Consider the following 23,451-nt stretch of genomic DNA (forward strand, 5'->3'; position numbering starts at 1 on the left):
TCGCGCGTGGCATTCTGCGCACGCTCGCCAAATCAGAAGTCGGTGAAATTGGCCGAACGACGCTCCTGAAAAGCGCGGGCTCCCTCGCGGAAGTCGTGGGAGTTCAACAGGATTGACTGCCCGACGTACTCACGGTCCAGGGCCGCGTTCAGCTCGGTCAAGGTCGCGGCGTTGATGGCCTGCTTGGTCTTGGCCAACGCCTTGGCCGGGCCGGCCAGCAAGGTGGCCAGCAGCTTGTCCACCTCGGCGTCGAACTCCTGCGCCGGGTACACCGCGCTGATCAGCCCCCACTCCAGTGCTTCGGCAGCCGACAGTCGTTCGGCCAGCAGCGCCAGCCGCATGGCGCGGGTGCGGCCGACGGCCGCGGCGACCAGCGCTGAGGCGCCACCGTCGGGCATCAGCCCAATCTTGGTGAACGCCAACAAGAAAAATGCCTTGTCCGAGGCCACGACCAGGTCGCAGGCCAGGGCCAGGGATACCCCGACGCCGGCGGCCGGACCCTGCACCACGGCCACCACCGGCCGCGGCAGCGCGACGATCGCCCGGATCGCGCGGTTGGCCTCGACGATGATCTCGGTCGGCAGCTCGTCGGCTGCGTCCTCGGCGCCGATCCCGGCTCCGGAGCTGAACCCGCGCCCGGCGCCGCCGAGCCGCACCGCGCGCACCCGCGGGTCGCGGGCGGCGGCTTCCATCGCGTCGGCGATACCGGCCAGCACCGGCGTGGTCACCGAGTTGAGGCTGTCCGGGCGGTCGATGGTCACCGAGAGGACCCCGTCGGCCAGGGTGACGGACACACCCGCCGTCGGGGCGAGGGTGTCGATGCCGGAGTCGATTGCAGTCATGGGTGTCACCTTAGGATGCAGATCACACAGGCACACGACGAGGAGGCAGATATGGCGGGACCACTGGCGGGGCTGCGGGTCATCGAGCTGGCCGGGATCGGACCGGGACCGCACGCGGCGATGATCCTCGGCGACCTGGGCGCTGACGTGGTCCGCGTGGAGCGGCCGCAGAAATTCGGTGGCGGGGCCAGCAAGGACACCATGCTGCGCAACCGGCGCTCGGTGACCGCCGACCTGAAGTCGCCGGAAGGCCGCGACCTGGTGCTGCAGCTGGTGGCCAAGGCCGACGTGCTGATCGAGGGCTTCCGGCCCGGCGTCACCGAGCGGCTCGGCCTCGGCCCCGAGGACTGCGCCAAGGTCAATGAGCGGCTGATCTATGGCCGCATGACCGGCTGGGGGCAGACCGGCCCGCGTGCTCAGCAGGCTGGCCACGACATCAACTACATCTCGCTGAACGGGCTGTTGCACTCCGTCGGCCGCAAGGGCGAACGTCCCGTGCCGCCGCTGAACCTGACCGGCGACTTCGGCGGCGGGTCGATGTTCCTGCTGGTCGGCATCCTGGCCGCGCTGTGGGAGCTGCAGCGTTCCGGCAAGGGTCAGGTGATCGACGCGGCGATGGTCGACGGGGCCAGTGTGCTCTCGGCGATGATGTGGAGCTTCCGCTCGCAGGGGCTGTGGAGTGACGAGCGTGGCGTCAACATGCTCGACACCGGTGCGCCCTACTACGACACCTACGAGTGCGCCGATGGGAAGTATGTGTCGGTCGGCTCGATCGAGCCGCAGTTCTACGCGGAACTGCTGGCCAAGCTGGAGCTGGACCCCGCCGAGTTGCCGGCGCAGAACGACGTCAGCGGCTGGCCCGTGCTGCGGGAGAAGCTGACCGCGGCGTTCGCCGCCCACGACCGTGACCACTGGGCTCAGGTGTTCGCCACCTCCGATGCCTGCGTGGCGCCGGTGTTGGCCTTCAACGAGGTGCAGGCCGACTCGCACATCACCGAACGCGACACCTTCTATGACGTCGACGGTTATCTGCAGCCGATGCCGGCGCCGCGGTTCTCCCGCAGCGTTCCCGACGTCCCGACGCCGCCGGCCGTTCTGGGAGCCGACAACGAGACCATCCTGAACGACTGGGTATAGTCCCGACCAACCAGACGGTTGGGACTGAGAGGGGCCAAGGGAGTGCAGATCAAGGACGCGGTAGCCGTTGTCACCGGCGGTGCCTCCGGGTTGGGGTTGGCGACGGCCAAACGCCTGCTGGATGCGGGTGGCCAGGTCGTGGTGATCGACCTCAAGGGCGAGGACACCGTCAAGGAGCTCGGTGACCGGGCCCGCTTCGTGGAGGCCAACGTGGCCGACCCCGATGCGGTCAGCGCGGCCCTGGACGTCGCGGAGTCGCTCGGCCCGGTGCGGATCAACGTGAACTGCGCCGGCATCGGCAATGCGATCAAGACGCTGAGCAAAGATGGCGCGTTTCCGCTGGATGCCTTCACCAAGATCATTCAGGTCAACTTGATCGGCACGTTCAACGTCCTGCGGCTGGCAGCGGAGCGGATCGCCAAGACCGAGCCGATCAACGGTGAGCGTGGCGTCATCATCAACACCGCCTCGGTGGCGGCGTTCGAGGGCCAGATCGGGCAGGCCGCCTACTCGGCGTCCAAGGGCGGCGTGGTCGGTATGACGCTGCCGATCGCCCGTGACCTGTCGCGTGAACTGATCCGGGTCTGCACCATCGCTCCGGGCCTGTTCAAGACGCCGCTGCTGGGCTCGCTGCCTGAGGAGGCGCAGAAGTCGCTGGGCGCGCAGGTGCCCCACCCGTCGCGGCTCGGTGACCCCGACGAGTACGGCGCACTGGCCGAGCACATCATCAACAACCCGATGCTCAACGGCGAGGTCATCCGCCTCGACGGTGCGATCCGGATGGCCCCGAGGTAGGAGAGACGATGGCTATTACAACGAAGTTCACCGAGGTATTCGGGGTCGAGCACCCCATCGCTCAAGGCGGCATGCAGTGGGTGGGTCGCGCGGAGCTGGTGGCGGCGGTGGCCAACGCCGGGGCGCTGGGTTTCCTCACCGCGCTCACCCAGCCGACGCCGGCCGACCTGGCCAACGAGATCGCCAAGACGCGGGATCTGACCGACAAGCCGTTCGGGGTGAACCTGACCATCCTGCCCGCGATCAACCCACCGCCCTACGACGAGTACCGGCAGGTCATCGTCGACGCCGGCATCAAGATCGTGGAGACGGCCGGATCCAATCCGGCTCCGCACCTGCCGATGTTCCATGACAACGGAATCAAGGTGCTGCACAAGTGCACCTCGGTGCGCCACGCCGTCAAGGCGCAGAGCCTGGGCGTGGATGGCATCAGCATCGACGGTTTCGAGTGCGCCGGGCACCCCGGCGAAGACGATGTCCCCGGCCTGGTGCTGATCCCGGCCGCTGCCGCCAAGATCGAGATCCCGATGATCGCCTCCGGCGGTTTCGCCGATGCCCGCGGCCTGGTCGCGGCGCTGGCGCTGGGCGCCGACGGCATCAACATGGGATCGCGGTTCATGTGCACCGTGGAGTCGTGCATCCACCAGAACGTCAAGGAAGCGATCGTGGCCGGTGACGAGCGCGGCACCGAGCTGATCTTCCGGTCGTTGCACAACACCGCTCGGGTCGCCAGCAACGCGGTGTCCCGCGAGGTGGTCGAGATCCTCAACAAGGGCGGTCAGTTCCCGGACGTGCAGGAGCTGGTGGCGGGCGTGCGCGGCCGCCGCGTCTTCGACGAAGGCGACGTCGACGCCGGAATCTGGACGGTGGGCACGGCAATGGGGCTGATCAACGACATCCCGACCGTCGACGAGCTGGTGTCACGGATCGTTTCGGAGGCCGAAGAGATCATCCTCGGGCGCCTGGGCAACATGGTCGAGGACGACGACGAGGAGAACGTCGCCTAATCGGCCGCCTGAGTTTGCGTCAAGGGCTGCGATCCGATTCGGGTCGCAGCCCTTTGCGTTATCCGGTGGATGCGGCATATCGCACGGTGTTGCGTTGGGTGCCCAAGTCGATCGCACCGTCGTCGGTCGCCACGCCGGCTTCGACGATGTCGCCGTCGTGCAGATAGCGGGGATTGCCGGCCTGCCGCTTGAAGAAGACCTTCCACTTCACTGGCGGCGGCAGCAGGGAGCCGAGTATCTCGATCGGCTTGGGCGGGGCGCTGAGCGCGGTGCCGGCCGGAGTGCCGGTCAGGATCAGATCACCGGCGGAGAGGTTCTGGAACCGGGTCAGACTCTGCACGGCCCGCAGCGGCCGATACAGCATGTCGCCATCCACAGTCATGTCCTGACGGATCTCGCCGTTGACCGCCAGGCGCAACCGCAATTCCCCGAAGCGTGCCCAGTCTGCGGCGTCGAGCAGCACCAGGGCCGGGCCGACCGGGGTGAAACCAGGGTACGACTTGGCTTCGTAGAACTGGGTCTGGGGCAGTTGGACGTCGCGGGCCGACACATCGTTGGTGACGACCAGGCCGGCGATCAGCTGGGGCAGGTCGGCCTCGGGAATCGTTGCACCGACCGGGATGTCACGGCCTATGACGAGGCCGATCTCGACTTCGTAATCGAGCAGGCGGACATGGCTGGGCTTGACCACGTCATCGAACGGGCCGGTGATCGACGCGGAGGCCTTGCGGAAGAAGGTCAGCGGCACCGAGGCAGGGTTCATGCCGGCGTCTTTGATATGCGAGACGAAGTTGGTCATCTGAGCTATCACCCGACACGGCGCTGTCACCGGGGAAAGCAGGGCGAGATCGTCCACGGGCACGGTGTCGTGACTGCCGGCAGCGCCTGCGATCGCGGCCCGATCGGCCAACAGCTCTCCGGTGGTCGTGGCGTGCGTATCGATCCGGGCCGCTCCGGACGGCGTGCGCACCCACCAGCCGTCCGCGGTGCGGAGTACCGAAACCGTCATGAATAGGCAACTTTCAGTAGGCCGGCCAGGCGCCGGACGTCGAAATCGTTGTCGGCGCGCAGTGCGGCCAGGATCGTGCGCGCCTCGTGGGGCGCCGTCCGCACCTCGGTGCCGAGGAAATTCTTGCTGGCCGGCGGCCCCCACTGGGCCAGCCCGGACGCGGTGAAGGGCGCCCAGCCCGGCTCCACGGTGTTGTCGAACATGTCACCGTCGGTGAAGTGTTCCACCAGAAAGCCGTCGGGATCGCGCCAGTAGTCGAAGATCTGACTGCCCTGGATATGGCGGCCCACGCCCCAAGATCGTTGGTATCCGCGGTCTTTGAGGTACTCGCCGCCGGCGGCCAGGGCGTCGAGGTCGCAGACCTGATATGCCGAATGAACATAGCGGTTAGCCGGGCCCAGCGCCAGTGCCAGGGTGTGATGGTCGGCCGGGGTGGTGCCGCGATCGCAGCGGATGAAGCTCATTGTCGGTCCGCGATCGCGCTGCCCGGGGAAGTACAGAAAGTCGCTGACGATCATCCCGAGGGTGTCCAGGTACCAGTCGAGAGTCTGAAGGTATCGGGTGCTCTGCAGCACCAGGTGGCCGAGGCGTTGCACGATCGCCGGTGTGCGCGTCGGGCGCTGGGTGGCGTTGGACCTGCGCACCGCGTGACCGACGTTCAAGCTCTGCGGGATTTGCGCCGGTAGGGCGTCGAGCTCGTGCGTGGACGATATGACCCGAACCGCCATGCCGTTGGGATCGCGCAGGTCGACGCTCACCCCGCCGAGCGATTCCGGCAGCGGGGTCATGCGGCTGTCGGTCGCGGATGCCAGCCGGGCCAGGTCCGCGGTGTCTTGGGCGCGAAAAGCCATGCCGTGAAAACGGTTCCGACTTCCTTGCCGGATGATCACGCACGGTTCGGCGGCGTCTGCGCCGCGCAGATGCAGTTCGTGCTCGGTCCGCAGCGCGGTGGCGAACCCGAATGCGTGGGCAAATTCCTCGGCCCGCGCCAGGTCGGGCTTGTCGAACTCCAGCCACGCCAGGTCCTCGACCTTGATGATCGGCTTGGTCGACCTGCCGACGTGTTCACCTCGGTGCGCGCCCTGCGTGCTGTGCAGGGTCATTGTCCGGCGTTCTCGGAGAGCAGGCGCAGTGCCGTGCTGTAGAGGGCGTTGGCGTGCATGTCGAACATCTCGATCAGATCCAGCGCCTCGTGGTCGACTTCGTTGGCGATGAACAGGCCGTCGGCGCCGGCGATGGCATAGGTGACCAGCTGACGCATCTGAGCTTCGGTGAGTCCCGGGGTGAGTTCGCCCAGGGTCTGGGTCAGCGCAATGGCCGTCTGAGTTCGGGCCTGGATGAACATCGCCCGTGCCCGTGCTTCGACGGGCCGGCGTTCCAGTGCCAGCATCAGCCCGAGCCGGATGAAGTCCGGTGATTCCAGCAGGGCCCTGGCGATCTGCATCGCCAGCCCCTGAACTCGCTCGCGTGCCGTGCCTTCGTCGGGGACCTGCCAGGCGCTGAGCCAGCTGGCGAAACTGCGTTCGATGACGGCGGCGATCAGGTCGTCCTTGTTCTTGAAGTGCCAATAGATCGAGCTCGCCGGAAGCTCGCACTTGGCGCTGACCAGGGCGATGCTGGTGCCTTCGTAGCCGCGCTCGGCGGCGATCTCGGAGGCGGCATCGAGGATGCGCTCGCGAGACAGCTCGCCGTCAACCCGTTTGCGCCGTGTCGGATGGCTCGTCTTCGTCATCGCGGCCCTCCTCGGGTCTTGACTCTGTAGTGATCGCTACATTACCGTATCGATCACTACAGAACAAATTTCTCGCAGGCGAGAGCGGGCATCGTGACTACAGATACCTACGACGTGGCGGTGATCGGCTACGGGCCCACCGGGGCCACAGCCGCCAACCTCTTGGGCCGGCTCGGTCTGAAAGTGATTGTGGTCGAGCGCGATCCGGACGTATATGGACGCGCCCGCGCGATTTCCACCGACGAAGAGGTCATGCGAGTGTGGCAGTCGGTCGGTCTGGCCGAGCGGCTGCAGCAGGACATGCTGCCGGATCGGCCCTTGAATTTCGTCGACCGGGCAGGGGTGCCCTTCATCGACCTGAAGATCACATCACGCGGCTTCGGCCATCCGCCGCAGCAGTTCCTGTACCAGCCGGCCGTTGATCGCGTCCTGCGCGAGGGCGTGCAACGCTACCCGGGCGTTGAGGTGTTGCTGGAGCACGAATGTCTGCGGGTGTTGCCTCAGGACGACGGCGTCGAACTGCTCTGTGCCGATCTGAGCCAGGACACCCTCAATCGGCTTCGTGCCCGCTACGTGATCGCCGCCGACGGGGGAGCATCGCCGACCCGGGGGCAGTTGGGGATCGGCTATTCGGGCCGCACCTACGGTGAGCGCTGGGTGGTCATAGACACCAAAGTCCTGCAGGAGTGGGACGCCCACGACCGGTTGCGCTTCCACTGCAATCCCGCCCGGCCGGTGGTCGACTGCCCGACCCCGCTGGGCCACCACCGCTGGGAGTTTCCCGCCCGAGCCGGGGAAGACGAGCAGAAGCTGCTGTGCGAGGAGGAGATCTGGAAAGTCCTCGGCAGCCAGGGCATCACTGACGAGCACGTCAAGATCCTGCGGGCGGTCATCTACAGCCACCATGTCCGCGTTGCCGATCGCTGGCGGGTGGGCCGGGTCTTTCTGGCCGGCGACGCCGCGCATGCCATGCCGCCGTGGATCGGGCAGGGCATGTCCGCCGGCGTGCGTGACGTGGCCAACCTGTGCTGGAAGCTCGCAGCGGTGCTCCACGGGCTGGCGCCGGAAGGGTTGCTGGACTCCTACCAAGTTGAGCGCAAGCCGCACGTCACCGAAACCACCCGGCGCGCCCGCATGGTTGGCCGAATCATCACGGAACGCAACCGGGCGATCGCCGCTATACGCAATCACGTGATGCGCATGGTGACGTGGGTGCCCGCTGCGCGGGCCGCCTCGCAACGGCTGATGTGGGTTCCCGAGGCTCGCTATGCGGAGGGCTTCTTCTCCGAGAGCCGGCATCGAGCCGTCGGATGGCAGATCCCGCAACCGTGGATCACCGCCAGTGACGGCGGCAGCATGCGCCTCGACGACCTGCTGGGCGGAGGCTGGGCCATCCTGCACACCGGCCAGCTGCCACCGGGCGCGGACGCTTGGAGGGAACTGGGGGTCTGCGCACACCGGATCTCCGAACCCGGGTTGGTGCGTTGGCTGCGGAGCCGAAACGCAACCACGGTGGTGCTTCGCCCGGACGGATTCATCTATGCCGCGGCCGGATCCGGAAAACCGCTGCCCGGGCCTCCGGACGGCTACACCGTCGCCGTACGAAATGAGGTAGCCGCATGACCGCCACCGAGATAGTCGAGCGCACGTTGACCGTGGGCGGCCGACCGATATTCGTCACCGAGGCCGGCAGCGGCCCCGCGGTTGTGCTCCTGCACGGTGGGGGACCGGGCGCCAGCGGGGTGTCCAACTATTCGCGCAACATCGACGCACTGGCGCAGCACTTCCGCGTCATCGTGCCCGACATGCCCGGCTACGGCCGCTCGGCGAAATACGTCGACCAGGCCGATCCGTTCGGTTACCTCGCCACCGCGATCCTCGGCCTGCTCGACGAACTCGGCGTGGACACCGCGCACCTGGTCGGCAACTCCTACGGCGGGTCATGCGCGCTGCGGCTGGCCCTGGACAACCCGGCACGGGTCGGCAAGCTCGTCCTGATGGGCCCGGGCGGCATCGGGACCACCCGCGGCCTTCCGACTCCGGGATTACGAAGCCTGCTGGCCTACTACGGCGGCGACGGTCCCAGCCGCGCCAAACTGGAGGCCTTCATCCGTACCTATCTGGTCTACGACGGCGACTCGGTCCCCGACGATCTGATCGACCTGCGCTACGCCGCCTCCGTCGATCCAGAGGTGTTGGCCAATCCGCCGCTTCGCCGGCCCTCGGGACCGACGGCGTTGCGGACGCTGTGGCGGATGGACCTGACCCGCGATACGCGGCTGAAGGAATTGCCCACCCCGACTCTGGTGCTGTGGGGACGAGACGACAAGGTCAACAGGCCCACCGGCGGCCCGCTGCTGGTGAACCTGATGCCCAACGCCGATCTGGTGATGACTGCCCGCACCGGGCACTGGATGCAGTGGGAACGTGCCGAACTGTTCAACCGCATCGTCACCGAATTCCTCGCGTCATGACCACCAACGCGGCGCCCTCGATATTCGGCAACGTCCGGCTGGGGTACGTCGCCGTCGAGACGCAACGGTTCGCCGATTGGCGACGATTCGGCCGCGACGCCATCGGCATGCACGTCGACGACACACTGCCCGACGTGATGCGGTTTCGGCTCGACGACAACGCCTGCCGATTCCTGCTGCAGCGCGGGCCGGCCGAAGACGTCACCGCGCTCGGTTGGCAACTGGATGACCACAGCAGTTTCGACGAGGTCGTCGCTCGGGTCGCCGGGCACGGTGTGCCGGTTGCCGAGGTAACCGCGGAGGAGGCCGCACTGCGCGGGGTGGAGCGGCTGGCGCGATTCCCCGGCCCCAATGGCCTGGTGCAGGAGATCTTCGCCCGGCCCCGGGCCGCAGACGTGCCGTTGCAAGTCGCGGTGGGCGGCGGATTTGTCACCGGTGAGGGCGGAATCGGCCACGTCGCGATCAGCACCAAACGACCGCATCAGATGCGTGGCTACTACGCCACGGTGTTTGACGCGCGGCTCTCCGATTTCATCGACGAGACGATCAGCGGTGTCAAGGTCAAGATCCGGTTCCTGCGGGTCAACCAACGCCACCATTCGGTGGCGATCGTCGCCGTGAACCGCCTGCCGATCAACCCGATTCGCACTCGCGTGCAGCACGTCAACATCCAGGTCGCGGAGTTGGACGACATGATCGCGTCCTATCAGCGGGTCAAGCAGCTGGGCTTCGGCATGGCGCTGGCCGTCGGGCAGCACCCCAATGACCGGCAGTTGTCGTTCTACGCCAAGACGCCGTCCGGCTTCGAATGGGAGGTCGGTTGGAACCCCCTGGTCGTCGACGAAACCACCTGGGAGCCCAGCACGTATCAGGGCATCAGCATCTGGGGCCACACTCCCGAAGGCCAGACCGTCATCAACAAGCTCAGGCAATTCGGGGCGGGCGCGGCGTCGCTGCTCCACCGCGAAGACATGGTCGCCGCCCTGTCGGGAACAGGCATTCCCGACCACTGACCCAAGGAGCTCGATGCTGCGAATCGACACCCATCACCACCTGATCCCACCCGACTACCGCAAAGCCCTGCGGAAAGCCGGGATCGACGAAGCGGGTGGACGGGCGCTCCCGGAGTGGAGCGCGGACGCGTCGTTGCAGGCCATGGCCGAACTGGATGTGGGCACCGCGATCCTGTCGGTGTCGACTCCGGGCACCACCTTCGTGCGTGGCCCGGCCGATGCGGCGGCGTGGGCACGCGACCTCAACGACTACGCGGCGGCGCTGGCCGCCGCCCATCCCGACCGGTTCGGCTTCTTCGCCACCATCCCGATGCCGCACCTGGATGAATCAGTAGCCGAAGCCATCCGCGCACTGGACGAACTCGCGGCCGACGGCGTGGTGCTGCTGGCCAACAGTGCCGGGGTGTACCTGGGTCAAGACGGGCAGGACGAGCTGTTCAGCGCACTGAATGAGCGCGCGGCAGTGGTGTTCATTCACCCCGCCGACCTGCCGGGACCGGCCGTACCCGGGGTTGCCCCGTTCGCCACCGATTTCCTGTTGGATACCACACGGGCCGCTTACCTGTTGGTGCGCAACGGTATTCGGCGCCGCTATCCGAGGATTCGCTTCCTGTTGAGCCACGCCGGGGGATTCGTGCCGTATGCGAGCCATCGGATGGCGGTCGCGATCATGGCCGAGACCGGACGGAGTCCCGCCGACAGCCTCGATGATTTCGCCGGCTTCTACTTTGATACCGCGTTGTCATCCAGTGCCGCTGCGTTGCCGAGTCTGTTGGCTTTCGCGCGGCCTGGGCATCTCACCTTCGGCTCGGACTGGCCGTTCGCGCCGAGCGCCGCCGGGAGATTGTTCGCTGCTGGTCTGGAGACGTATGCCGGTCTGGATCGAGCTGGCCGCGATGCGATTGACCGGACAAATGCTGTGGGGCTTTTTCCTCGGTTCGGCGTCGGTGCCGCCCAGATCCGCCAACCGATGATTCAGAGGCTGCGGCACTGCGCCAGTCGCCACGTGGTGCGGTCCCTGGCACGCATGATCAGCCAAAGCTGACTGCGCGAAACCGCGCCACATTGAAGGGCGCCGCTGTCGCGGCGCCGATCAATCAGCTGGCCAGCGAATGCAGGCCGTCGAACTGCTCCGAGGTGTCGCCCTCGACGAGGAAATCGCCGTGGTACAGGGCCTCGAAGTCGACTTTGATGACGTCGGCACTTGAGTCGTCGATCCACATGACCCTGAGCTTATTGGTCACTATTAAGGAATCATTGAGTCACGTTTCGGGAAATGGTGGCAATACTACCGACGGGTAGCGTTTGCGGGGCCGGCTCCGGCGTTCCGCTGTGCTGACGGCAGCGACCCACCAGCGCCCGGCTCCGCCGCGCTTGCGATCGCCGCTAGGGTGGCTCCCATGACCGCACCGAACACCCTGGACCACCCGCTGTTCGCCCGGATCTGGACCTTCATGTCCAGCCACGAGACCGACTGGCTGCGGGACCGCCGCCGGGAGAACCTGGAGGGCTTGTCGGGGCGCGTCTTGGAGGTCGGGGCGGGTACCGGAAGCAACTTCGGCTTCTATCCAGATACCGTGACCGAGGTGGTGGCCGCCGAACCCGAGTCGCACCTTCGCGACGCCGCCCAGGACGCCGCGGCAGCGGCACCGGTCCCGGTTGCCGTGGTGGCGAGCACCGTTGAGGCCCTGGACTCCGGCGAGCCCTTCGACGCGATCGTGTGCTCGCTGGTGTTGTGCTCGGTGGGCCAGCCCGAGGACGTGCTGCGCCAGCTCTTCACATTGCTGAAGCCCGGCGGCGAGCTGCGCTACTTCGAGCATGTCGCCAGCGCCGGGGTGCGCGGCGGCCTGCAGCGGCTGGCCGACGCCACCTTCTGGCCCCGCTTGTTCGGCAACTGCCACACCCACCGGGAGACCGAGCAGATGATCACCGCTGCCGGCTTCGTCGTCGATAGGTCGCGGCGCGGGCACCAATTCCCGGCGTGGGCCCCGGTTCCGGTGTCGGAATTCGCGCTGGGATCGGCCAGCCGCCCGGCCTGAGACGGGTCAGCCCAGCAGGAACGGCAGCCGCTGCGCCATTCCCGGTAGTGCAGCTGAGGCGGTAGTGCGCAGGAACACCGTGGCCCGCTCCGACAGCGGCGTCGGCTCCGGATTCACCTGGATGACGGTCTTGCCCAGCTCGAGCGCCCGTTCGGGCAGGCTGGCCGCCGGATAGACCACCCCGGACGTGCCGACCACGATCAGCGCATCGGCGGCGTCAATTGCCTCGACCGCTGCGTTCCACGGCTCGTCGGGCAACTGTTCGCCGAACCAGACCACGTCCGGGCGGATCAAGCCGCCACACTCGCACTGCGGCGGCATTATTTCGAGGACGGGCTCTGCCAGCTCTGGAAGCTGCGTGTCGTGCGGTTGATCGCAGTCCGAGCAGCGGAAGGTGAACATCCGGCCGTGCAGATGGTGAACGGTGGAGCTGCCGCCGCGCTCGTGCAGATTGTCGACGTTCTGGGTGATGACCTGAACGTCGTCGACGTGCTGTTCCCAGTCCGCGATCGCGGTATGGCCCAGGTTCGGCTCATAGCGGCGGGCCAGCTGACAGCGCCACACATACCAGCCCCAGACCAGTTCTGGCTGCCGGTTCCAGCCATCGATGCTCGACACCTCGTAGGGGTCGTATTGCGACCAGAGCCCCTTCTCGTCATCGCGGAAGGTCGGTATCCCGCTCTCCGCCGAGATCCCTGCGCCACTGAACACCACCACCCGCACGCCACCAACATAGCGGGATACTGGCCGAATGAACTTCTCCGACCTGCTGAAAACCGACGTGCATCAAGACGTGCCGCTGTTCGAGCAGATCAGAGTGGCCTTGATCGAGGCGGTCCGGGCCGGGTCACTCCCCGCGGGAACCCGGCTGCCGACGGTGCGCGACCTTGCCAATCAGCTTGGCCTGGCGGTGAACACCGTCGCGCGGGCCTACCGCGAACTGGAGGCCGGCGGCGTCGTCGAAACCCGGGGACGTTTCGGCACCTTCGTGGCCAGCAGCGACCCGGCTGACGCCGTCATGACGCAGGCCGCAGGCGCTTTCGCCGCCGCAGCCCGCGCGGTCGGGCTGGGCAAGGCCGATGCGCTGCGCTACCTCGACGCGGCCTTCGACAGCGCCGGGAGCGGTGTATCTTAGCCGAACTCCAGCAGGGTCAGGGACGGGCGGACCGGATCCAGGAAGCGCAGTCGGTAGGCGCTCGAGAGCAGCGTGTTGAACAGCCACCCGCGGCCGGCCGGTAGCTGCAGGTCACGGACGGCCCGGATGCCTGGCACGGTATTCACCAGATCGGCGGCGGCGTTCACCGACAGGTTGAACGGCATCGGCGGAACCCTGTAGCGCAGCGACGTCCGAATCCCGCGGCGCATCAGCATGGCCAGCACGGGAGGCGGCACGTCGAAGAGCAGCCGACCGCCGGGGAAACGGCGGGCGCACTCGGCGATCAGTCCCAGCGACTGCTCGGGCTGCAGGTACATCAGCAGGCCCTCCGCGCTGACGAACACGCCCTTGTCCGGGTCGACCTGGTCCATCCAGCTGTAGTCCAGCGCGGACTGGGCGCAGACCGAAACCTGCGGCGACGCTGGCAGCAGCCGGGTGCGGATGTCGATGATCGGCGGCAGATCGACCGTGAGCCAGCGGAACGCGGTGTCGGAAACGCTCGCACTCACCCGCCAGAAGCTGGTCTGCAAGCCCTCGGCCAGAGCCACCACGGTGCCCGACGGGTGCTGGCGCAGAAACTGCCGGGTCTGGTCGTCGAAGGCCAGGGCGCGCAGGGCGATGTCCTGGCGGGTGGGCCCGAACTTCGCGAAATCGAAGTCGATCGAATCGACGAGGCTGATCGCCATCGGGTCGTCGATGATTCCGTCGGAACGGCGGGCTTCGGTCGCCCGAGCGTTCAAGGTCAGCAACGCGGTTTCGGAGACCCCGGTCAGGGTGACTTTTTGTGCCTGGCTCACCTGTGCGACCTTACCGGTGGGCGGCGGCCTTACCGGTGGGCGGCGGCGTTACCGGTGGGCGGCGGCGTGCAGCACTTTGTTCAGGGTGCGCAGGTTGCGGGTGGTGGTAGCGGACTTGTAGCGCTTGTTGCCCATCGTCTTACCCACGGTGCTGGTCAGGGTGTCGCCCTTGGGGATCTGCCAGTAGACCACCCCATTGCCGACGGCGATCTTCTTGTCGGCATCCCCCGCGAGCTCGGACAGCTTGGACAGTTCGGTCAGCACCGCATCGTCAGCGACGAACGTGACATAGGAGTGCAGACCCGCGACCTCGGGTTCGAAGGGAAACCCGGCCACGATGTTGCGCACCGTCTCGACGTTATAGACCAGCACCCAGGCCGGATAGCCGAAGCGCTCCCGCAATGCCGACTCGGCGGCGGCGCGAACCGCCGCGGCGTCGGTGGGTGACTCCAGCAGCACGTTGCCGCTCGCAAGCAGCGTGCGAACCTCCGTGAATCCGGCGGCGGTCAGTGTGGCGGCGACCTCGGCCATCTTGAGATTGACGCCGCCGACGTTCACGCCGCGCAGAAACAGCGCATACCGGGTCATGAGGCGAACTCCAATCGGCGGAAGAACGATGGTAATAACCGGACACGTCGGTACGCTTCGATCATGGGACGCCAGGTATTCGACGACAAGTTGCTTGCCTTGATCAGCGGGAACTCACTTGGCGTACTGGCCACCCTCAAACGAGACGGCCGCCCGCAACTGTCGAACGTGCAGTATCACTTCGACCCGCGGGCCCTCGTCGTGCAGGTGTCGGTCACCGAGCCGCGAGCCAAGACCCGCAACCTGCGCCGTGATCCCAGAGCGTCGCTTCTGGTCAGCTCCGACGACGGCTGGTCCTACGCCGTCGCCGAGGGGGATGCCCAGCTGACGCCGCCGGCCGCCGCACCCGACGACGACACCGTCGAAGCGCTGATTGCGTTGTACCGCAACATTGCCGGGGAGCATCCGGACTGGGACGAGTACCGCCAGGCCATGGTGACCGATCGCCGCGTGCTGCTGACGCTGCCCGTTCATCACCTGTACGGCATGCCCCCGGGTGTGCGCTGAGCATCTCCCACCCGGTACGCCGTGCGCTGAGCTAGGCTCCCGGGTATGCCCGAATCAGATTCCGCCGCAGACGAGAACAAGCGCAAGTTCCGGGAGGCGCTGGAACGTAAGAACGCGAAGTCGGCGGGCGGCTCTGACCACAAGGACGCCGGCGCCAAGCAGTCGCGGTCGCACGGACCGGTGGAGAGCCGCCGGGAGTTCCGCCGCAAGAGCGGTTAGCTACTGCACTGGGCAGGCGTACTTGCGTGCCACGTCCATCACCCGCTGGTTCGCGCCGGGCCCGACGACCCCCTGCGCCGCGAGTTCCAACCCGATATAGCCCGGAAGTCCGCCTTCGCATGCCTGGTGGGCCAGGCGCCAGGCGGTGTCCGGGTTCAGGTTGAACCCGTTGCGTTCCAGGCCTTCCATGTAGGTGTCGAATTCCGGGGTGCCCTGGTCCGGTATGGCACCGGCCGTGGCCGCCAGGGCGACAGCGGAAACCGCCGCTGCAATCAGCGCTGCCGCTACACGTCTCATGTACGTCTCCTGAAGGTATGTCTGCGGGTGAGCTGGCTACACCGTCGCACAAATCGTGACACTTTTGTAACGAAGAGTTCACGAAAGATTAGACTGTTATGGCGGCGGCTGCGTCGCGCCGACACAGGCTAGCCGATGCAGGTAGGAAGGGTATTCGGAGTGATCAGAGGGGTGCGTTGAAACAATCACAGTCGGATCGCTTCTTTTTTCTTCTGAACGAAGTCAGGCGGGCGCAACGGAGCTACCAGCAATCGGGACACGCTCGTGTACCTCAGAGAGCTGCAATCTGTGCGAGGGCCGAGATGTCGGCGTACGCGATCGATGACTGTTGGCAGGCGCATGCAGAGCGACGGTACGAACTGCTCACGGCCGTCGCGCCCTTATCGAAGAGAATCTTCCGACGCGCCGTTTCTCATGCGATCGCCGAGGAGCGTGATCGAAAAATGCTGAGATGTCTGAACCAGCTCTGTTTTGAACCTGGATGGGCTGTGTCGGACGCCCACCCAGATTATTTCGCGACAATTGCCGGCGCTTGGGCTAACTATAGGATGGATGCCATCGACCGGTCTGTCGGTGAGCCCCGAGCTATTAGCGATCTGCGGCGCAGGGAAGCGCGGTATCGATCGCTCGCCAATCTATCTGCTTGCTACCTCGTAATGCGCGCCGGCGAGGGTTGCCCAAATGACGGTGTCATCTTGGAGATAGCAAACGCCGCCTTAGCGTATCCGCCGGCCCCCGCTTCGAACCGTGCCGCAGGCTGATCAGGTGCCCACTTCGGCTGTTGCGGCGACAGGGAGAGAAGCGGCAACAGTAGCCGAGGAGCCGAGCCGCAGGTCCAAGGTCGCAGCTTGGATGATGAAGACGATGCTTGTTACATGCGGTTTATTGTCATTTGCGTGGGTACTCGGCATCGGAATCACTGCCGTTTTCCCGGCGGCAATGCCGGAAGCGTTTCGTGATATTTGCAGTTCGCAAACAGAATCATCCCTTGAGTTCGCCGAGGGCGAAGGTATCGATCAGGCGGAGCAGAATGGTCGACCCCGGACGCCAATACGCTCGGTTAAAATGACTGAGACATGTCAGCCGCCGGTGGTTCCCGGCAATTACGTACTTGCGGCAACTATCCTTACATTGTTTTTCTTCATGGCAATAGTGGTTCCGATAGTCGGGCCCATCGTTATCAAGACGCCGTGGGGTGAGTACCGAGGCGCTAGGCCGATGACTAGTCCACTCGTTGCGCAAACAGCTAATGCTGCAGATGCCGGCGTATTGGAATATGACGCAGAGTGAGCCGCTAGACTTGAGCGAGTGTCCTCAGCTTCCTCTGCAGGGCCTCGACTGTCTTGGTTGCACTTTCATCCATCAATTTCCAGTCGCTGGAAGTAAATACAGCCCCGGCCTCACGTTGATCATTAAATTCGCGCATAAGCTCGATGCTGCGTCGAAACGCTGCGAGCCAACGAGTTAGGGCTTTTCGTCCTTCGGAAGTTCGAAGCATCTCCGCTGCTTTGTGGGGCAGGTTAGGGAAGTCGGGCAAGTCGGGCAAGTCTGTCGTTGCCATTCCGAAATTCACGAGCTGGTCTATGAGCTGCCATGTTCGAACGTACCGTTCCTCGTGACGTGCTACGTCATTCGGGGATAAGGTTGGTGATGTCATACCTATCTCCTCCGGTGAGCCGGTCGTCGGTAACCAATCCGTGCCCGCTGCGGGTGAAGGACCGCGCCGCATCCTGACTCTGGCGCCATGCTTGGGAACTGTACGGCATAAGGTCCCCTTGGGCTTCGATCGTAGGGCCGCGTAATCGACTGCGTGACTGTTTCACTGATCCCTCGGTTCAGTTACTTCGCAAGGCTATCTGTGTAGGCTGAACATCGCTACCATCGTCGCATCCCTGCGAACCGTGCATACCGCGACACGCTGGGAATTCATGGCTTGACCATTGGTGCGCACGGTCCATTATGTCGTTGCCTGCAAGGCCCCGAAGCCCGTTGGTAACGCAGTTGCTGAGCCACCGACCGTCAACGTTGAAGGGGATACGGTATCCCTCGGAAGTACTTCCAGCGCTGCGCCTCCGTGTCGCCGTCGTCGTGCCTAGACTGGCGGGGTGCCGAAGCTGCAGCTGGTAGGGGACCCGCCTGCGGATGAGTTGCTGAGCGCCGACCCGTTCGCGCTGCTGGTCGGAATGCTGCTCGATCAGCAGATTCCGATGGAGGTCGCGTTCGCCGGCCCGAAGAAGCTCGCTGACCGGATGGGCAGTCTGGACCCGCACGACATCGCCGCGCGCGATCCGGACGAATTCGCCGCGTTGTTCGCTGAAAAGCCTGCGGTGCACCGGTTTCCGGGTTCGATGGCGGGCCGTGTCCAAGCGCTGGCCAAAGCGGTGGTCGATCGGTATGGCGGCGACACGACCGCCTTGTGGACGGTCGGCGAGCCCGATGGCGCCGAGGTGTTGAAGCGCCTCAAGGCACTGCCCGGCTACGGCGAGCAGAAGGCCCGGATCTTTCTGGCCCTGCTCGGCAAGCAATACGGTGTCACCCCGTCGGGATGGCGGGAGGCTGCCGGGGCATACGGTGAGCCCGGAACACATCTGTCGATCGCCGACGTCGTGGATGCGTCGTCGCTGCAGCAGGTGCGGTCCACGAAGAAGGCCCAGAAATTGGCTGCGAAGCAGGCCGGAGAGAGTAAGGGAAAGGCGACGACGTGAAAACTCACCTGAACTGTCCGTGTGGCGAGGCGATGACCGGCACGGACGAGGACAACCTCGTCGAGGTGGTGCAGAAGCACCTCGCCGATGTGCACCCCGGCATGGAGTACGACCGGGACGCGATCTTGTTCATGGCCTACTGACGCGGCCGTCGGGCCCTGCGGCGCAGGACCATCACGACGGCGGCGATCGCCACGATCACCGGCAGCCAGGGCAGTAGGAATCCCGTGACCGAGATCAGGCCGTGGGTGAACGACAGCAGTGCGTGCCAGCCGTGGCGAACCGACGTGACGAATCCGGGCGCGGTCGACTCGAACTCCGACGCCAGCGAAACGGTGAGCGTCGCGTAGTTGATCTGGTCGCCGAGCTGGGTGCGCTGCGCCCGCAGGCTGTCGAGGTCGGCCTGCCGCGACGTCAGCTCCTTCTCGGCCTCCAGCAGATCGGCCGTGGTGGAGGCTGACTTCATCAGTGCGGTCAACCGGTCCACCGACGCCTGCAACGCGGCGACCCGCGCATCGAGGTCGACACGCTGTCCGGTGACGTCGTCGTGCCTCAAGGCGATCGACGAGACATCTCCCAGTTGCTTTGCGTCGTCGAGGAATGCATCGACCTTTGCGGACGGGATGCGCACGGTCAGCCCGGCGGTGTGGGACTGACCCGGTGCCGTGCTTTCGGTGCGATCATCTACGCTGCCGCCGAGTCCGGTGGCCAGGTCGATGAGTCGGTCCACCGCTACGCCGACGTCGGTCACCGCGATATTGAGGCTGCCGGTGGTCACGACGTCCCGCTGCACGTCCTTGTGCAGCGGCTGATTCGGCGGGCTCATGGGTGCGGGCGCGGAAACAGCGGCATCCGACGGCGCCCGTTCCGGTGACGGCCGTTCCCCGGCGCAACCGCTGATCGCGAGGACCAACACGGCAGCCAAGCCGATCAACAGCGTCCAAGGTGCCGACTTGCGGGGGACGGTCATGGCCGTCAGGGCACCACGGTCGACCCGATGGTCGGCAGGAAGTTGCACTGGTGGTCCTTGGTGCTGACCTGACCGAAGATCGTCGACATGATGCTGCCCGAGCCCGTGTCGACGATCGCGGTCAGCGTCGTCGGCCCCTCGGGGTTGATGTCGGTGCGCGGCTGCAGGGTGGCGCTGCCGGACTTGCCGGTGGTCAGGTTCACCCACGTGACGTTCAGCGGCAGCTTCTGCGTCTCGGCCGGGCCAGGGGTCCCCATGGCGGTGAACACGTAGGCGGTCTGACCGGGCTTGGGTCCGGGGGTCGGAATCGTGGCCGGGCCGGCCACCGACAGTGCGGTGGCGATGACGTTGCCGCCGTCGGCCTGGCAGTTCTGGCCGATGGACGGGTACATGAAGTCCTGGGTCGGCGGGGCGTCCGGACCGAATCCGGGATTCGCCGCCGGGGCGGCGTCGGGCGCCGGCGCCACGAACGCGGCTTCGGGGGCTGCCGGGGCCGCGTCGGGGAGAGCCTCGGCGGGCGCGGGCAGGGCTTCGGGCGCATTCGGTGCGGCCTGGGGGGCCGGGCCCACCGACTTGGCCGGGTCGATGCCGCTGGGCAGGTGGGCCACCATTCCGGGTTCCGAGCCGGCCGTCGGTACGTGATTGCTCGGCAGCGCCTCGGGCGGCGACTGCACGAACTGCGCCACCGAGTCGGCCACCTGCCGGGAGCTGGCGGGCGTGTTGGAGTTTCCGGTGAATGCGGCGGCCGCGGCCATCAGCAGCGAGGTCGCCCCGGCGGGGTCGGCGGCAGCCTGCTGGATCACCGGGCTCAACTGCTCGATGGCGGGCAGCCCGGGAAATCCCGCGGTGGGCAGCGGCAGTGCCGGCATGGCCGGGTCGGCCATGGCCACCCCGCCGACGGCGCCGAAGACCAGCAGGGCCGATGATCCGGCGGCGACGGCCGCCTTGGCGGCGGTGGCCCGCTGCGTCTTGAAATGCGTCGTGGCGAACAGCGTCTGGAGGCGCGACATGACTTCCCCAATCGTCGGCGGTGGCTTCCTGAAAACCGAAGCTAGCCTGTTGCTGGTGAGGCTCAAGTGACACGTGTGTCATTTATGGAACCGTTACGGACCCGAACCGCGACGGTGATCTGGCGGCCGTTCGCTAAAGTCGTGCCGGTAGACACCACCTTGAACACCGGGGCCACCCCGCCTGCGCGTTCGCTGACGACTCGCCTGACCGCGTGGGCCCCATTGCTGCTGGCGATCAGCATCGCGGCGCGACTCGCCTGGACCTACCTCACCCCGCACGGTGCCAACTTCGTCGACCTGCACGTCTACATCAGTGGCGCGGCCGCGCTGGCCCAGCCCGGCGCGCTGTATGACTACGTCTACGCCGACCAGACCCCGGACTTCCCGCTGCCGTTCACCTACCCGCCGTTCGCGGCGGTGGTGTTCTACCCGCTGCATTTCCTGCCGTTCGGGCTGGTCGCCTTCGGATGGCAGATCGGGACGATGGCCGCACTGTACGGCGTGGTGCGGCTGTGCCAGCGACTCCTCGGGGAATCGGCCACCGCGGGCCGTCAGGTTGCGATGGTGTGGACCGCCGCGGGGATCTGGACCGAGCCGTTGCGCAGCACCTTCGACTACGGCCAGATCAACGTGATCCTGGTGCTCGCGGTGCTCTATGCGGTCTACAGCCGGCGGTGGTGGGTGTCGGGGCTGTTGGTTGGGCTGGCCGCCGGGGTGAAGCTCACCCCGGCGATCGCCGGGGTCTACCTGGCCGGGGCACGGCGCTGGGCCGCTGCGGTGTTCTCGGCGGTCGTCTTCGCCGGCACCATTGCGGTGTCGGTGTGGGTCACCGGGGACCAGGCTCGCCGCTACTTCACCGAGCTGCTCGGCGACGCCCATCGGGTAGGCCCGATCGGAACGTCGTTCAACCAGTCCTGGCGGGGCGGGATCTCCCGCATCCTCGGACACGACGCGGGTTACAGCCCGCCGGTGCTGATCGCGATCGGCGTCACTGCGGTGCTGGCGGTGCTGGCCTGGCGGGCGCTGAACAGTGGACCTGGGGCGGACCCGCTGGGGTCGTTGCTGGTGGTCGAGCTGTTCGGGCTGCTGGCCTCGCCGATCTCCTGGACTCATCACTGGGTGTGGCTGGTGCCGCTGATGATCTGGCTGCTGCACGGGCCCTGCTCGGATCGCCGCGGCGCCCGGGTGCTGGGCTGGGGCTGGCTGGCCGTGGCCCTCATCGGGGTGCCGTGGCTGCTCAGTTTCTTCCAGCCGACCATCTGGCAGGACGGCCGGCCCTGGTACCTGGCGTGGGCCGGCCTGGTCTACATCGTCGGCGCGCTGGTGACCCTGGGCTGGATGGCGACCACGCGGGTCAGCTCGCCAGAATCCGGTTGATCTCGCTGGCCATCCCCACGTCCTTGTCGGTGATGCCGCCTTCGGAATGCGTCACCAGGGCGAACGTCACCGTGCGCCAGCGGATGTCTATGTCGGGGTGGTGATCGGCCGCTTCGGCGCGCTCGGCGACCTGTCGCACCGCGTCGATACCCGCCAGAAAAGCCGGGAACTTGACCGAGCGGCGCAACGCCCCGTCGGCCCGCTCCCACCCGTCGAGTGAGGTCAGCGCGGCGTCGATTTGGTCGTCAGTCAACAAAGCCATACCCGACGGTAGGACGCCGACGGCGTTCCTGCCACAGGGCCTTACAACCGCATGACCCGCTCGGCATTGCCGTGCGCGATGGCGTGGCGTTGCTCGTCATTGAGGTCGGCCTGCTCGAGGAATGTCGACACGTTGTCCCGGACCACGTAGGGAAAGTCTTCGGAATGGATGATCCGGTCGGCACCGAGCTCCGCGACGATGAAGTTCAGCTGGTTCTGGCTGTACATGCCGGACGGAGTCGCCCAAACCTGCTCGCGGTAGTACGCGCTCACCGGGCGTTCCAGGCGCTGGCCCGTCCAACCGATCGACTCGTCGAGCCGGTCGAGCCAGCCGGCGACGAACTCACCCCAGTGGCCGCTCAGCAGCTTGAGGCCGGGATGGCGGTCCAGTGCGCCCGACAAGATGAGTCGCAAAATGTGAATACCCGCCTCAGCGTGCCAGCCGAAGGCGGGACCGGAGAACATGAAATGCACGGCCGCCGGCCACTGCCCGGCGTAATAGGCCGTCGACACGGGATTCTCCGGCACACCGGGGTGGACATAGATCGGCAAGTCAAGAGTTTCGGCCGCGGCCAGGACCACGTCGAACTGCTCGTCGTCGAGGAACCGCCCACCGCAGCTCCCGGAGACGAGCGTCCCCACGAACCCGAGTTCGTCGACACAGCGCTTCAGTTCGTCGGCGGCCGCGACGGGATCGTGCAGCGGTAGCGTGGCGAATCCGCGGAATCGTGTGGGATGTTCCGAAATCTGCTCGGCGAGAGCATTGTTGACGAGTCGACACAGTTCGACGGCCTCGGGATGATCGAGATTGCCGGGACTGTTGGCGCCGTGCGAGACGACCTGCACGTCGATGCCGACCCGGTCCATGTGCGCCAGCCGGTTTCCGCTCAACCGCTCGGCCGAGTCCCGGTCGGGCATGAAGTTCACCAGGAAGGCTCCGAACCCTTCATCGGGGACCACGGGCCCCGGCCCTCCGAGTTCCAGGACCCGAGCCACGGCCTCAGGGTGATGAAAATGCTCTTCGACAGTGATGATTCGCAACGGAACTCCTCTCTGTTCGCACGACGATAGTTATCGGGTGCTGATGCCGTACCGTCCTAGGGTCATGTCCCCGCAGATCGTCGTCGCCGGAGCCGTCATCGCCGAATCCGCGGCCGGGCGCGCGGTGCTGATCGCGCAGCGACGCCGTCCGCCGGAGCTGGCCGGTCTCTGGGAACTGCCCGGCGGCAAGGTCATGCCCGGTGAGAGCGAATCCGCCGCCCTGGCCCGCGAGCTCGTTGAGGAGTTGGGCCTGGACGCCGACGCCATCACGGTGGGGGAGCGCCTCGGCGCCGACGTCGTGCTGAGCCCCGATACGACCTTGCGCGCCTACCTGGTCGACCTGGCGCACGGCGAGCCCCACCCGCACGACCATCAGGCCCTGCGCTGGGTGACCGCTGTGCAACTGGCCGACGTTGACTGGGTACCTGCTGATCGAGCTTGGCTCGGCGAGCTGACTCGTGCACTGTGGTGAAAA

The 23,451-nt window shown here is 66.4% G+C and carries 30 protein-coding genes; 16 read left to right on the forward strand and 14 right to left on the reverse strand.

Annotation, left to right across the window (positions count from 1 at the left end; all coding sequences use genetic code 11):
- Nucleotides 1-32 precede the first annotated feature (32 nt).
- Nucleotides 33-842: an enoyl-CoA hydratase gene (locus tag K3U94_RS06220; protein ID WP_220695929.1), complete on the reverse strand. Its 810-nt coding sequence runs from the start codon at nt 840-842 to the stop codon at nt 33-35.
- Between the two features lie 51 nt (nt 843-893).
- Between K3U94_RS06220 and K3U94_RS06225 the strand changes: the two genes are divergently transcribed.
- The 3 genes from K3U94_RS06225 to K3U94_RS06235 are packed head-to-tail and all read left to right on the forward strand — an operon-like array spanning nt 894 to nt 3,781.
- The gene (locus K3U94_RS06225) at nt 894-1,979 is read left to right on the forward strand and encodes a CaiB/BaiF CoA transferase family protein (protein WP_220695930.1); all 1,086 of its coding nucleotides are present in this window, start codon (nt 894-896) and stop codon (nt 1,977-1,979) included.
- Between the two features lie 42 nt (nt 1,980-2,021).
- Nucleotides 2,022-2,774: a 3-hydroxyacyl-CoA dehydrogenase gene (locus tag K3U94_RS06230; protein WP_220695931.1), complete on the forward strand. Its 753-nt coding sequence runs from the start codon at nt 2,022-2,024 to the stop codon at nt 2,772-2,774.
- Between the two features lie 8 nt (nt 2,775-2,782).
- Nucleotides 2,783-3,781, forward strand: coding sequence for an NAD(P)H-dependent flavin oxidoreductase (locus tag K3U94_RS06235; RefSeq protein ID WP_220695932.1), 999 nt, complete (start codon nt 2,783-2,785; stop codon nt 3,779-3,781).
- Between the two features lie 58 nt (nt 3,782-3,839).
- Here K3U94_RS06235 and K3U94_RS06240 read toward each other — a convergent pair whose 3' ends face one another.
- Genes K3U94_RS06240 through K3U94_RS06250 form a run of 3 tightly spaced genes read right to left on the reverse strand, consistent with a single transcriptional unit; the run spans nt 3,840 to nt 6,522 of the window.
- Nucleotides 3,840-4,790 (reverse strand): fumarylacetoacetate hydrolase family protein, encoded by a 951-nt coding sequence (locus K3U94_RS06240; protein ID WP_220695933.1) that lies wholly within the window; start codon nt 4,788-4,790, stop codon nt 3,840-3,842.
- The gene (locus K3U94_RS06245; RefSeq protein WP_220695934.1) at nt 4,787-5,893 is read right to left on the reverse strand and encodes a VOC family protein; all 1,107 of its coding nucleotides are present in this window, start codon (nt 5,891-5,893) and stop codon (nt 4,787-4,789) included. The genes K3U94_RS06240 and K3U94_RS06245 overlap by 4 nt, the downstream gene beginning before the upstream one ends.
- Entirely contained in the window at nt 5,890-6,522 is a 633-nt protein-coding gene (locus tag K3U94_RS06250) for a TetR/AcrR family transcriptional regulator (protein WP_220695935.1), read from the reverse strand. Before K3U94_RS06250 ends, K3U94_RS06245 begins: the two co-directional genes overlap by 4 nt.
- Before the next feature lie 93 nt (nt 6,523-6,615).
- Here K3U94_RS06250 and K3U94_RS06255 point away from each other — a divergent pair, with 93 nt between their 5' ends.
- From K3U94_RS06255 to K3U94_RS06270, 4 genes are read left to right on the forward strand one after another with little or no spacing between them, the layout of a single operon-like run.
- The gene (locus tag K3U94_RS06255; RefSeq protein ID WP_220695936.1) at nt 6,616-8,145 is read left to right on the forward strand and encodes a bifunctional 3-(3-hydroxy-phenyl)propionate/3-hydroxycinnamic acid hydroxylase; all 1,530 of its coding nucleotides are present in this window, start codon (nt 6,616-6,618) and stop codon (nt 8,143-8,145) included.
- Nucleotides 8,142-8,996 (forward strand): alpha/beta fold hydrolase, encoded by an 855-nt coding sequence (locus K3U94_RS06260; RefSeq protein ID WP_220695937.1) that lies wholly within the window; start codon nt 8,142-8,144, stop codon nt 8,994-8,996. The genes K3U94_RS06255 and K3U94_RS06260 overlap by 4 nt, the downstream gene beginning before the upstream one ends.
- A complete protein-coding gene (locus K3U94_RS06265) occupies nt 8,993-10,009 on the forward strand; it encodes a VOC family protein (protein ID WP_220695938.1) in 1,017 nt (338 codons plus the stop codon). The genes K3U94_RS06260 and K3U94_RS06265 overlap by 4 nt, the downstream gene beginning before the upstream one ends.
- 13 nt (nt 10,010-10,022) lie before the next feature.
- Nucleotides 10,023-11,054 carry an amidohydrolase family protein gene (locus K3U94_RS06270; protein WP_220695939.1) on the forward strand — a complete coding sequence of 344 codons (1,032 nt, stop codon included), beginning with the start codon at nt 10,023-10,025 and terminating at the stop codon, nt 11,052-11,054.
- A gap of 52 nt (nt 11,055-11,106) precedes the next feature.
- Here the strand turns inward: K3U94_RS06270 and K3U94_RS24065 are convergent, their stop codons facing one another.
- Nucleotides 11,107-11,232, reverse strand: a complete 126-nt coding sequence (locus K3U94_RS24065; RefSeq protein ID WP_096867583.1) for a hypothetical protein — start codon at nt 11,230-11,232, stop codon at nt 11,107-11,109.
- Nucleotides 11,233-11,409: 177 nt separating this feature from the next.
- On the opposite strand from K3U94_RS24065, the gene K3U94_RS06275 reads away from it, so the two are divergent.
- The gene (locus K3U94_RS06275) at nt 11,410-12,048 is read left to right on the forward strand and encodes a methyltransferase domain-containing protein (RefSeq protein WP_220695940.1); all 639 of its coding nucleotides are present in this window, start codon (nt 11,410-11,412) and stop codon (nt 12,046-12,048) included.
- A gap of 6 nt (nt 12,049-12,054) precedes the next feature.
- On the opposite strand, the gene K3U94_RS06280 is transcribed toward K3U94_RS06275, so the two are convergent.
- The gene (locus K3U94_RS06280) at nt 12,055-12,771 is read right to left on the reverse strand and encodes an SIR2 family NAD-dependent protein deacylase (RefSeq protein WP_220695941.1); all 717 of its coding nucleotides are present in this window, start codon (nt 12,769-12,771) and stop codon (nt 12,055-12,057) included.
- A gap of 28 nt (nt 12,772-12,799) precedes the next feature.
- Here K3U94_RS06280 and K3U94_RS06285 point away from each other — a divergent pair, with 28 nt between their 5' ends.
- Entirely contained in the window at nt 12,800-13,183 is a 384-nt protein-coding gene (locus K3U94_RS06285) for an Rv1152 family transcriptional regulator (RefSeq protein WP_220695942.1), read from the forward strand.
- Here K3U94_RS06285 and K3U94_RS06290 read toward each other — a convergent pair.
- Together K3U94_RS06290 and K3U94_RS06295 are read right to left on the reverse strand one after the other, a co-directional pair.
- On the reverse strand, nt 13,180-14,001 hold the full coding sequence (locus K3U94_RS06290; RefSeq protein ID WP_220695943.1) for a class I SAM-dependent methyltransferase: 822 nt from the start codon (nt 13,999-14,001) through the stop codon (nt 13,180-13,182). The two genes, K3U94_RS06285 and K3U94_RS06290, sit on opposite strands and share 4 nt — an antisense overlap.
- 48 nt (nt 14,002-14,049) lie before the next feature.
- Nucleotides 14,050-14,589: a DUF1697 domain-containing protein gene (locus K3U94_RS06295; RefSeq protein WP_220695944.1), complete on the reverse strand. Its 540-nt coding sequence runs from the start codon at nt 14,587-14,589 to the stop codon at nt 14,050-14,052.
- Between the two features lie 63 nt (nt 14,590-14,652).
- Here K3U94_RS06295 and K3U94_RS06300 point away from each other — a divergent pair, with 63 nt between their 5' ends.
- Together K3U94_RS06300 and K3U94_RS06305 are read left to right on the forward strand one after the other, a co-directional pair.
- Nucleotides 14,653-15,096, forward strand: a complete 444-nt coding sequence (locus tag K3U94_RS06300; RefSeq protein ID WP_047317173.1) for a PPOX class F420-dependent oxidoreductase — start codon at nt 14,653-14,655, stop codon at nt 15,094-15,096.
- Between the two features lie 45 nt (nt 15,097-15,141).
- Nucleotides 15,142-15,315 (forward strand): DUF5302 domain-containing protein, encoded by a 174-nt coding sequence (locus K3U94_RS06305; RefSeq protein WP_109519432.1) that lies wholly within the window; start codon nt 15,142-15,144, stop codon nt 15,313-15,315.
- Here the strand turns inward: K3U94_RS06305 and K3U94_RS06310 are convergent, their stop codons facing one another.
- Nucleotides 15,316-15,612, reverse strand: coding sequence for a DUF732 domain-containing protein (locus K3U94_RS06310; protein ID WP_220695945.1), 297 nt, complete (start codon nt 15,610-15,612; stop codon nt 15,316-15,318).
- Between the two features lie 852 nt (nt 15,613-16,464).
- Between K3U94_RS06310 and K3U94_RS06315 the strand changes: the two genes are divergently transcribed.
- Entirely contained in the window at nt 16,465-16,902 is a 438-nt protein-coding gene (locus tag K3U94_RS06315; RefSeq protein WP_220695946.1) for a hypothetical protein, read from the forward strand.
- Nucleotides 16,903-16,906: 4 nt separating this feature from the next.
- Here K3U94_RS06315 and K3U94_RS06320 read toward each other — a convergent pair whose 3' ends face one another.
- Nucleotides 16,907-17,269, reverse strand: a complete 363-nt coding sequence (locus tag K3U94_RS06320; RefSeq protein WP_220695947.1) for a hypothetical protein — start codon at nt 17,267-17,269, stop codon at nt 16,907-16,909.
- Between the two features lie 448 nt (nt 17,270-17,717).
- Here K3U94_RS06320 and K3U94_RS06325 point away from each other — a divergent pair, with 448 nt between their 5' ends.
- Together K3U94_RS06325 and K3U94_RS06330 are read left to right on the forward strand one after the other, a co-directional pair.
- Nucleotides 17,718-18,317, forward strand: a complete 600-nt coding sequence (locus tag K3U94_RS06325; RefSeq protein WP_220695948.1) for an HhH-GPD-type base excision DNA repair protein — start codon at nt 17,718-17,720, stop codon at nt 18,315-18,317.
- Nucleotides 18,314-18,460, forward strand: a complete 147-nt coding sequence (locus tag K3U94_RS06330) for a DUF1059 domain-containing protein (RefSeq protein ID WP_064888412.1) — start codon at nt 18,314-18,316, stop codon at nt 18,458-18,460. Before K3U94_RS06325 ends, K3U94_RS06330 begins: the two co-directional genes overlap by 4 nt.
- Here K3U94_RS06330 and K3U94_RS06335 read toward each other — a convergent pair.
- Together K3U94_RS06335 and K3U94_RS06340 are read right to left on the reverse strand one after the other, a co-directional pair.
- On the reverse strand, nt 18,454-19,335 hold the full coding sequence (locus K3U94_RS06335) for a DUF4349 domain-containing protein (RefSeq protein ID WP_230987448.1): 882 nt from the start codon (nt 19,333-19,335) through the stop codon (nt 18,454-18,456). The genes K3U94_RS06330 and K3U94_RS06335 overlap by 7 nt on opposite strands.
- Nucleotides 19,293-20,297 (reverse strand): Rv1157c family protein, encoded by a 1,005-nt coding sequence (locus tag K3U94_RS06340; protein ID WP_220695950.1) that lies wholly within the window; start codon nt 20,295-20,297, stop codon nt 19,293-19,295. Before K3U94_RS06340 ends, K3U94_RS06335 begins: the two co-directional genes overlap by 43 nt.
- A gap of 84 nt (nt 20,298-20,381) precedes the next feature.
- On the opposite strand from K3U94_RS06340, the gene K3U94_RS06345 reads away from it, so the two are divergent.
- Entirely contained in the window at nt 20,382-21,674 is a 1,293-nt protein-coding gene (locus K3U94_RS06345; RefSeq protein ID WP_220695951.1) for a mannosyltransferase, read from the forward strand.
- Here the strand turns inward: K3U94_RS06345 and K3U94_RS06350 are convergent.
- Nucleotides 21,652-21,936 (reverse strand): 4a-hydroxytetrahydrobiopterin dehydratase, encoded by a 285-nt coding sequence (locus tag K3U94_RS06350; protein WP_047317169.1) that lies wholly within the window; start codon nt 21,934-21,936, stop codon nt 21,652-21,654. The two genes, K3U94_RS06345 and K3U94_RS06350, sit on opposite strands and share 23 nt — an antisense overlap.
- A gap of 41 nt (nt 21,937-21,977) precedes the next feature.
- Complete coding sequence (locus K3U94_RS06355; protein WP_230987451.1) at nt 21,978-22,931, reverse strand: amidohydrolase family protein; 954 nt, start codon at nt 22,929-22,931, stop codon at nt 21,978-21,980.
- A 109-nt stretch (nt 22,932-23,040) separates the two neighbouring features.
- On the opposite strand from K3U94_RS06355, the gene K3U94_RS06360 reads away from it, so the two are divergent.
- Nucleotides 23,041-23,448: a (deoxy)nucleoside triphosphate pyrophosphohydrolase gene (locus K3U94_RS06360; protein WP_220695953.1), complete on the forward strand. Its 408-nt coding sequence runs from the start codon at nt 23,041-23,043 to the stop codon at nt 23,446-23,448.
- Nucleotides 23,449-23,451: the final 3 nt, after the last annotated feature.

This window comes from Mycolicibacter heraklionensis (genome assembly GCF_019645815.1).
GTDB lineage: Bacteria > Actinomycetota > Actinomycetes > Mycobacteriales > Mycobacteriaceae > Mycobacterium > Mycobacterium heraklionense.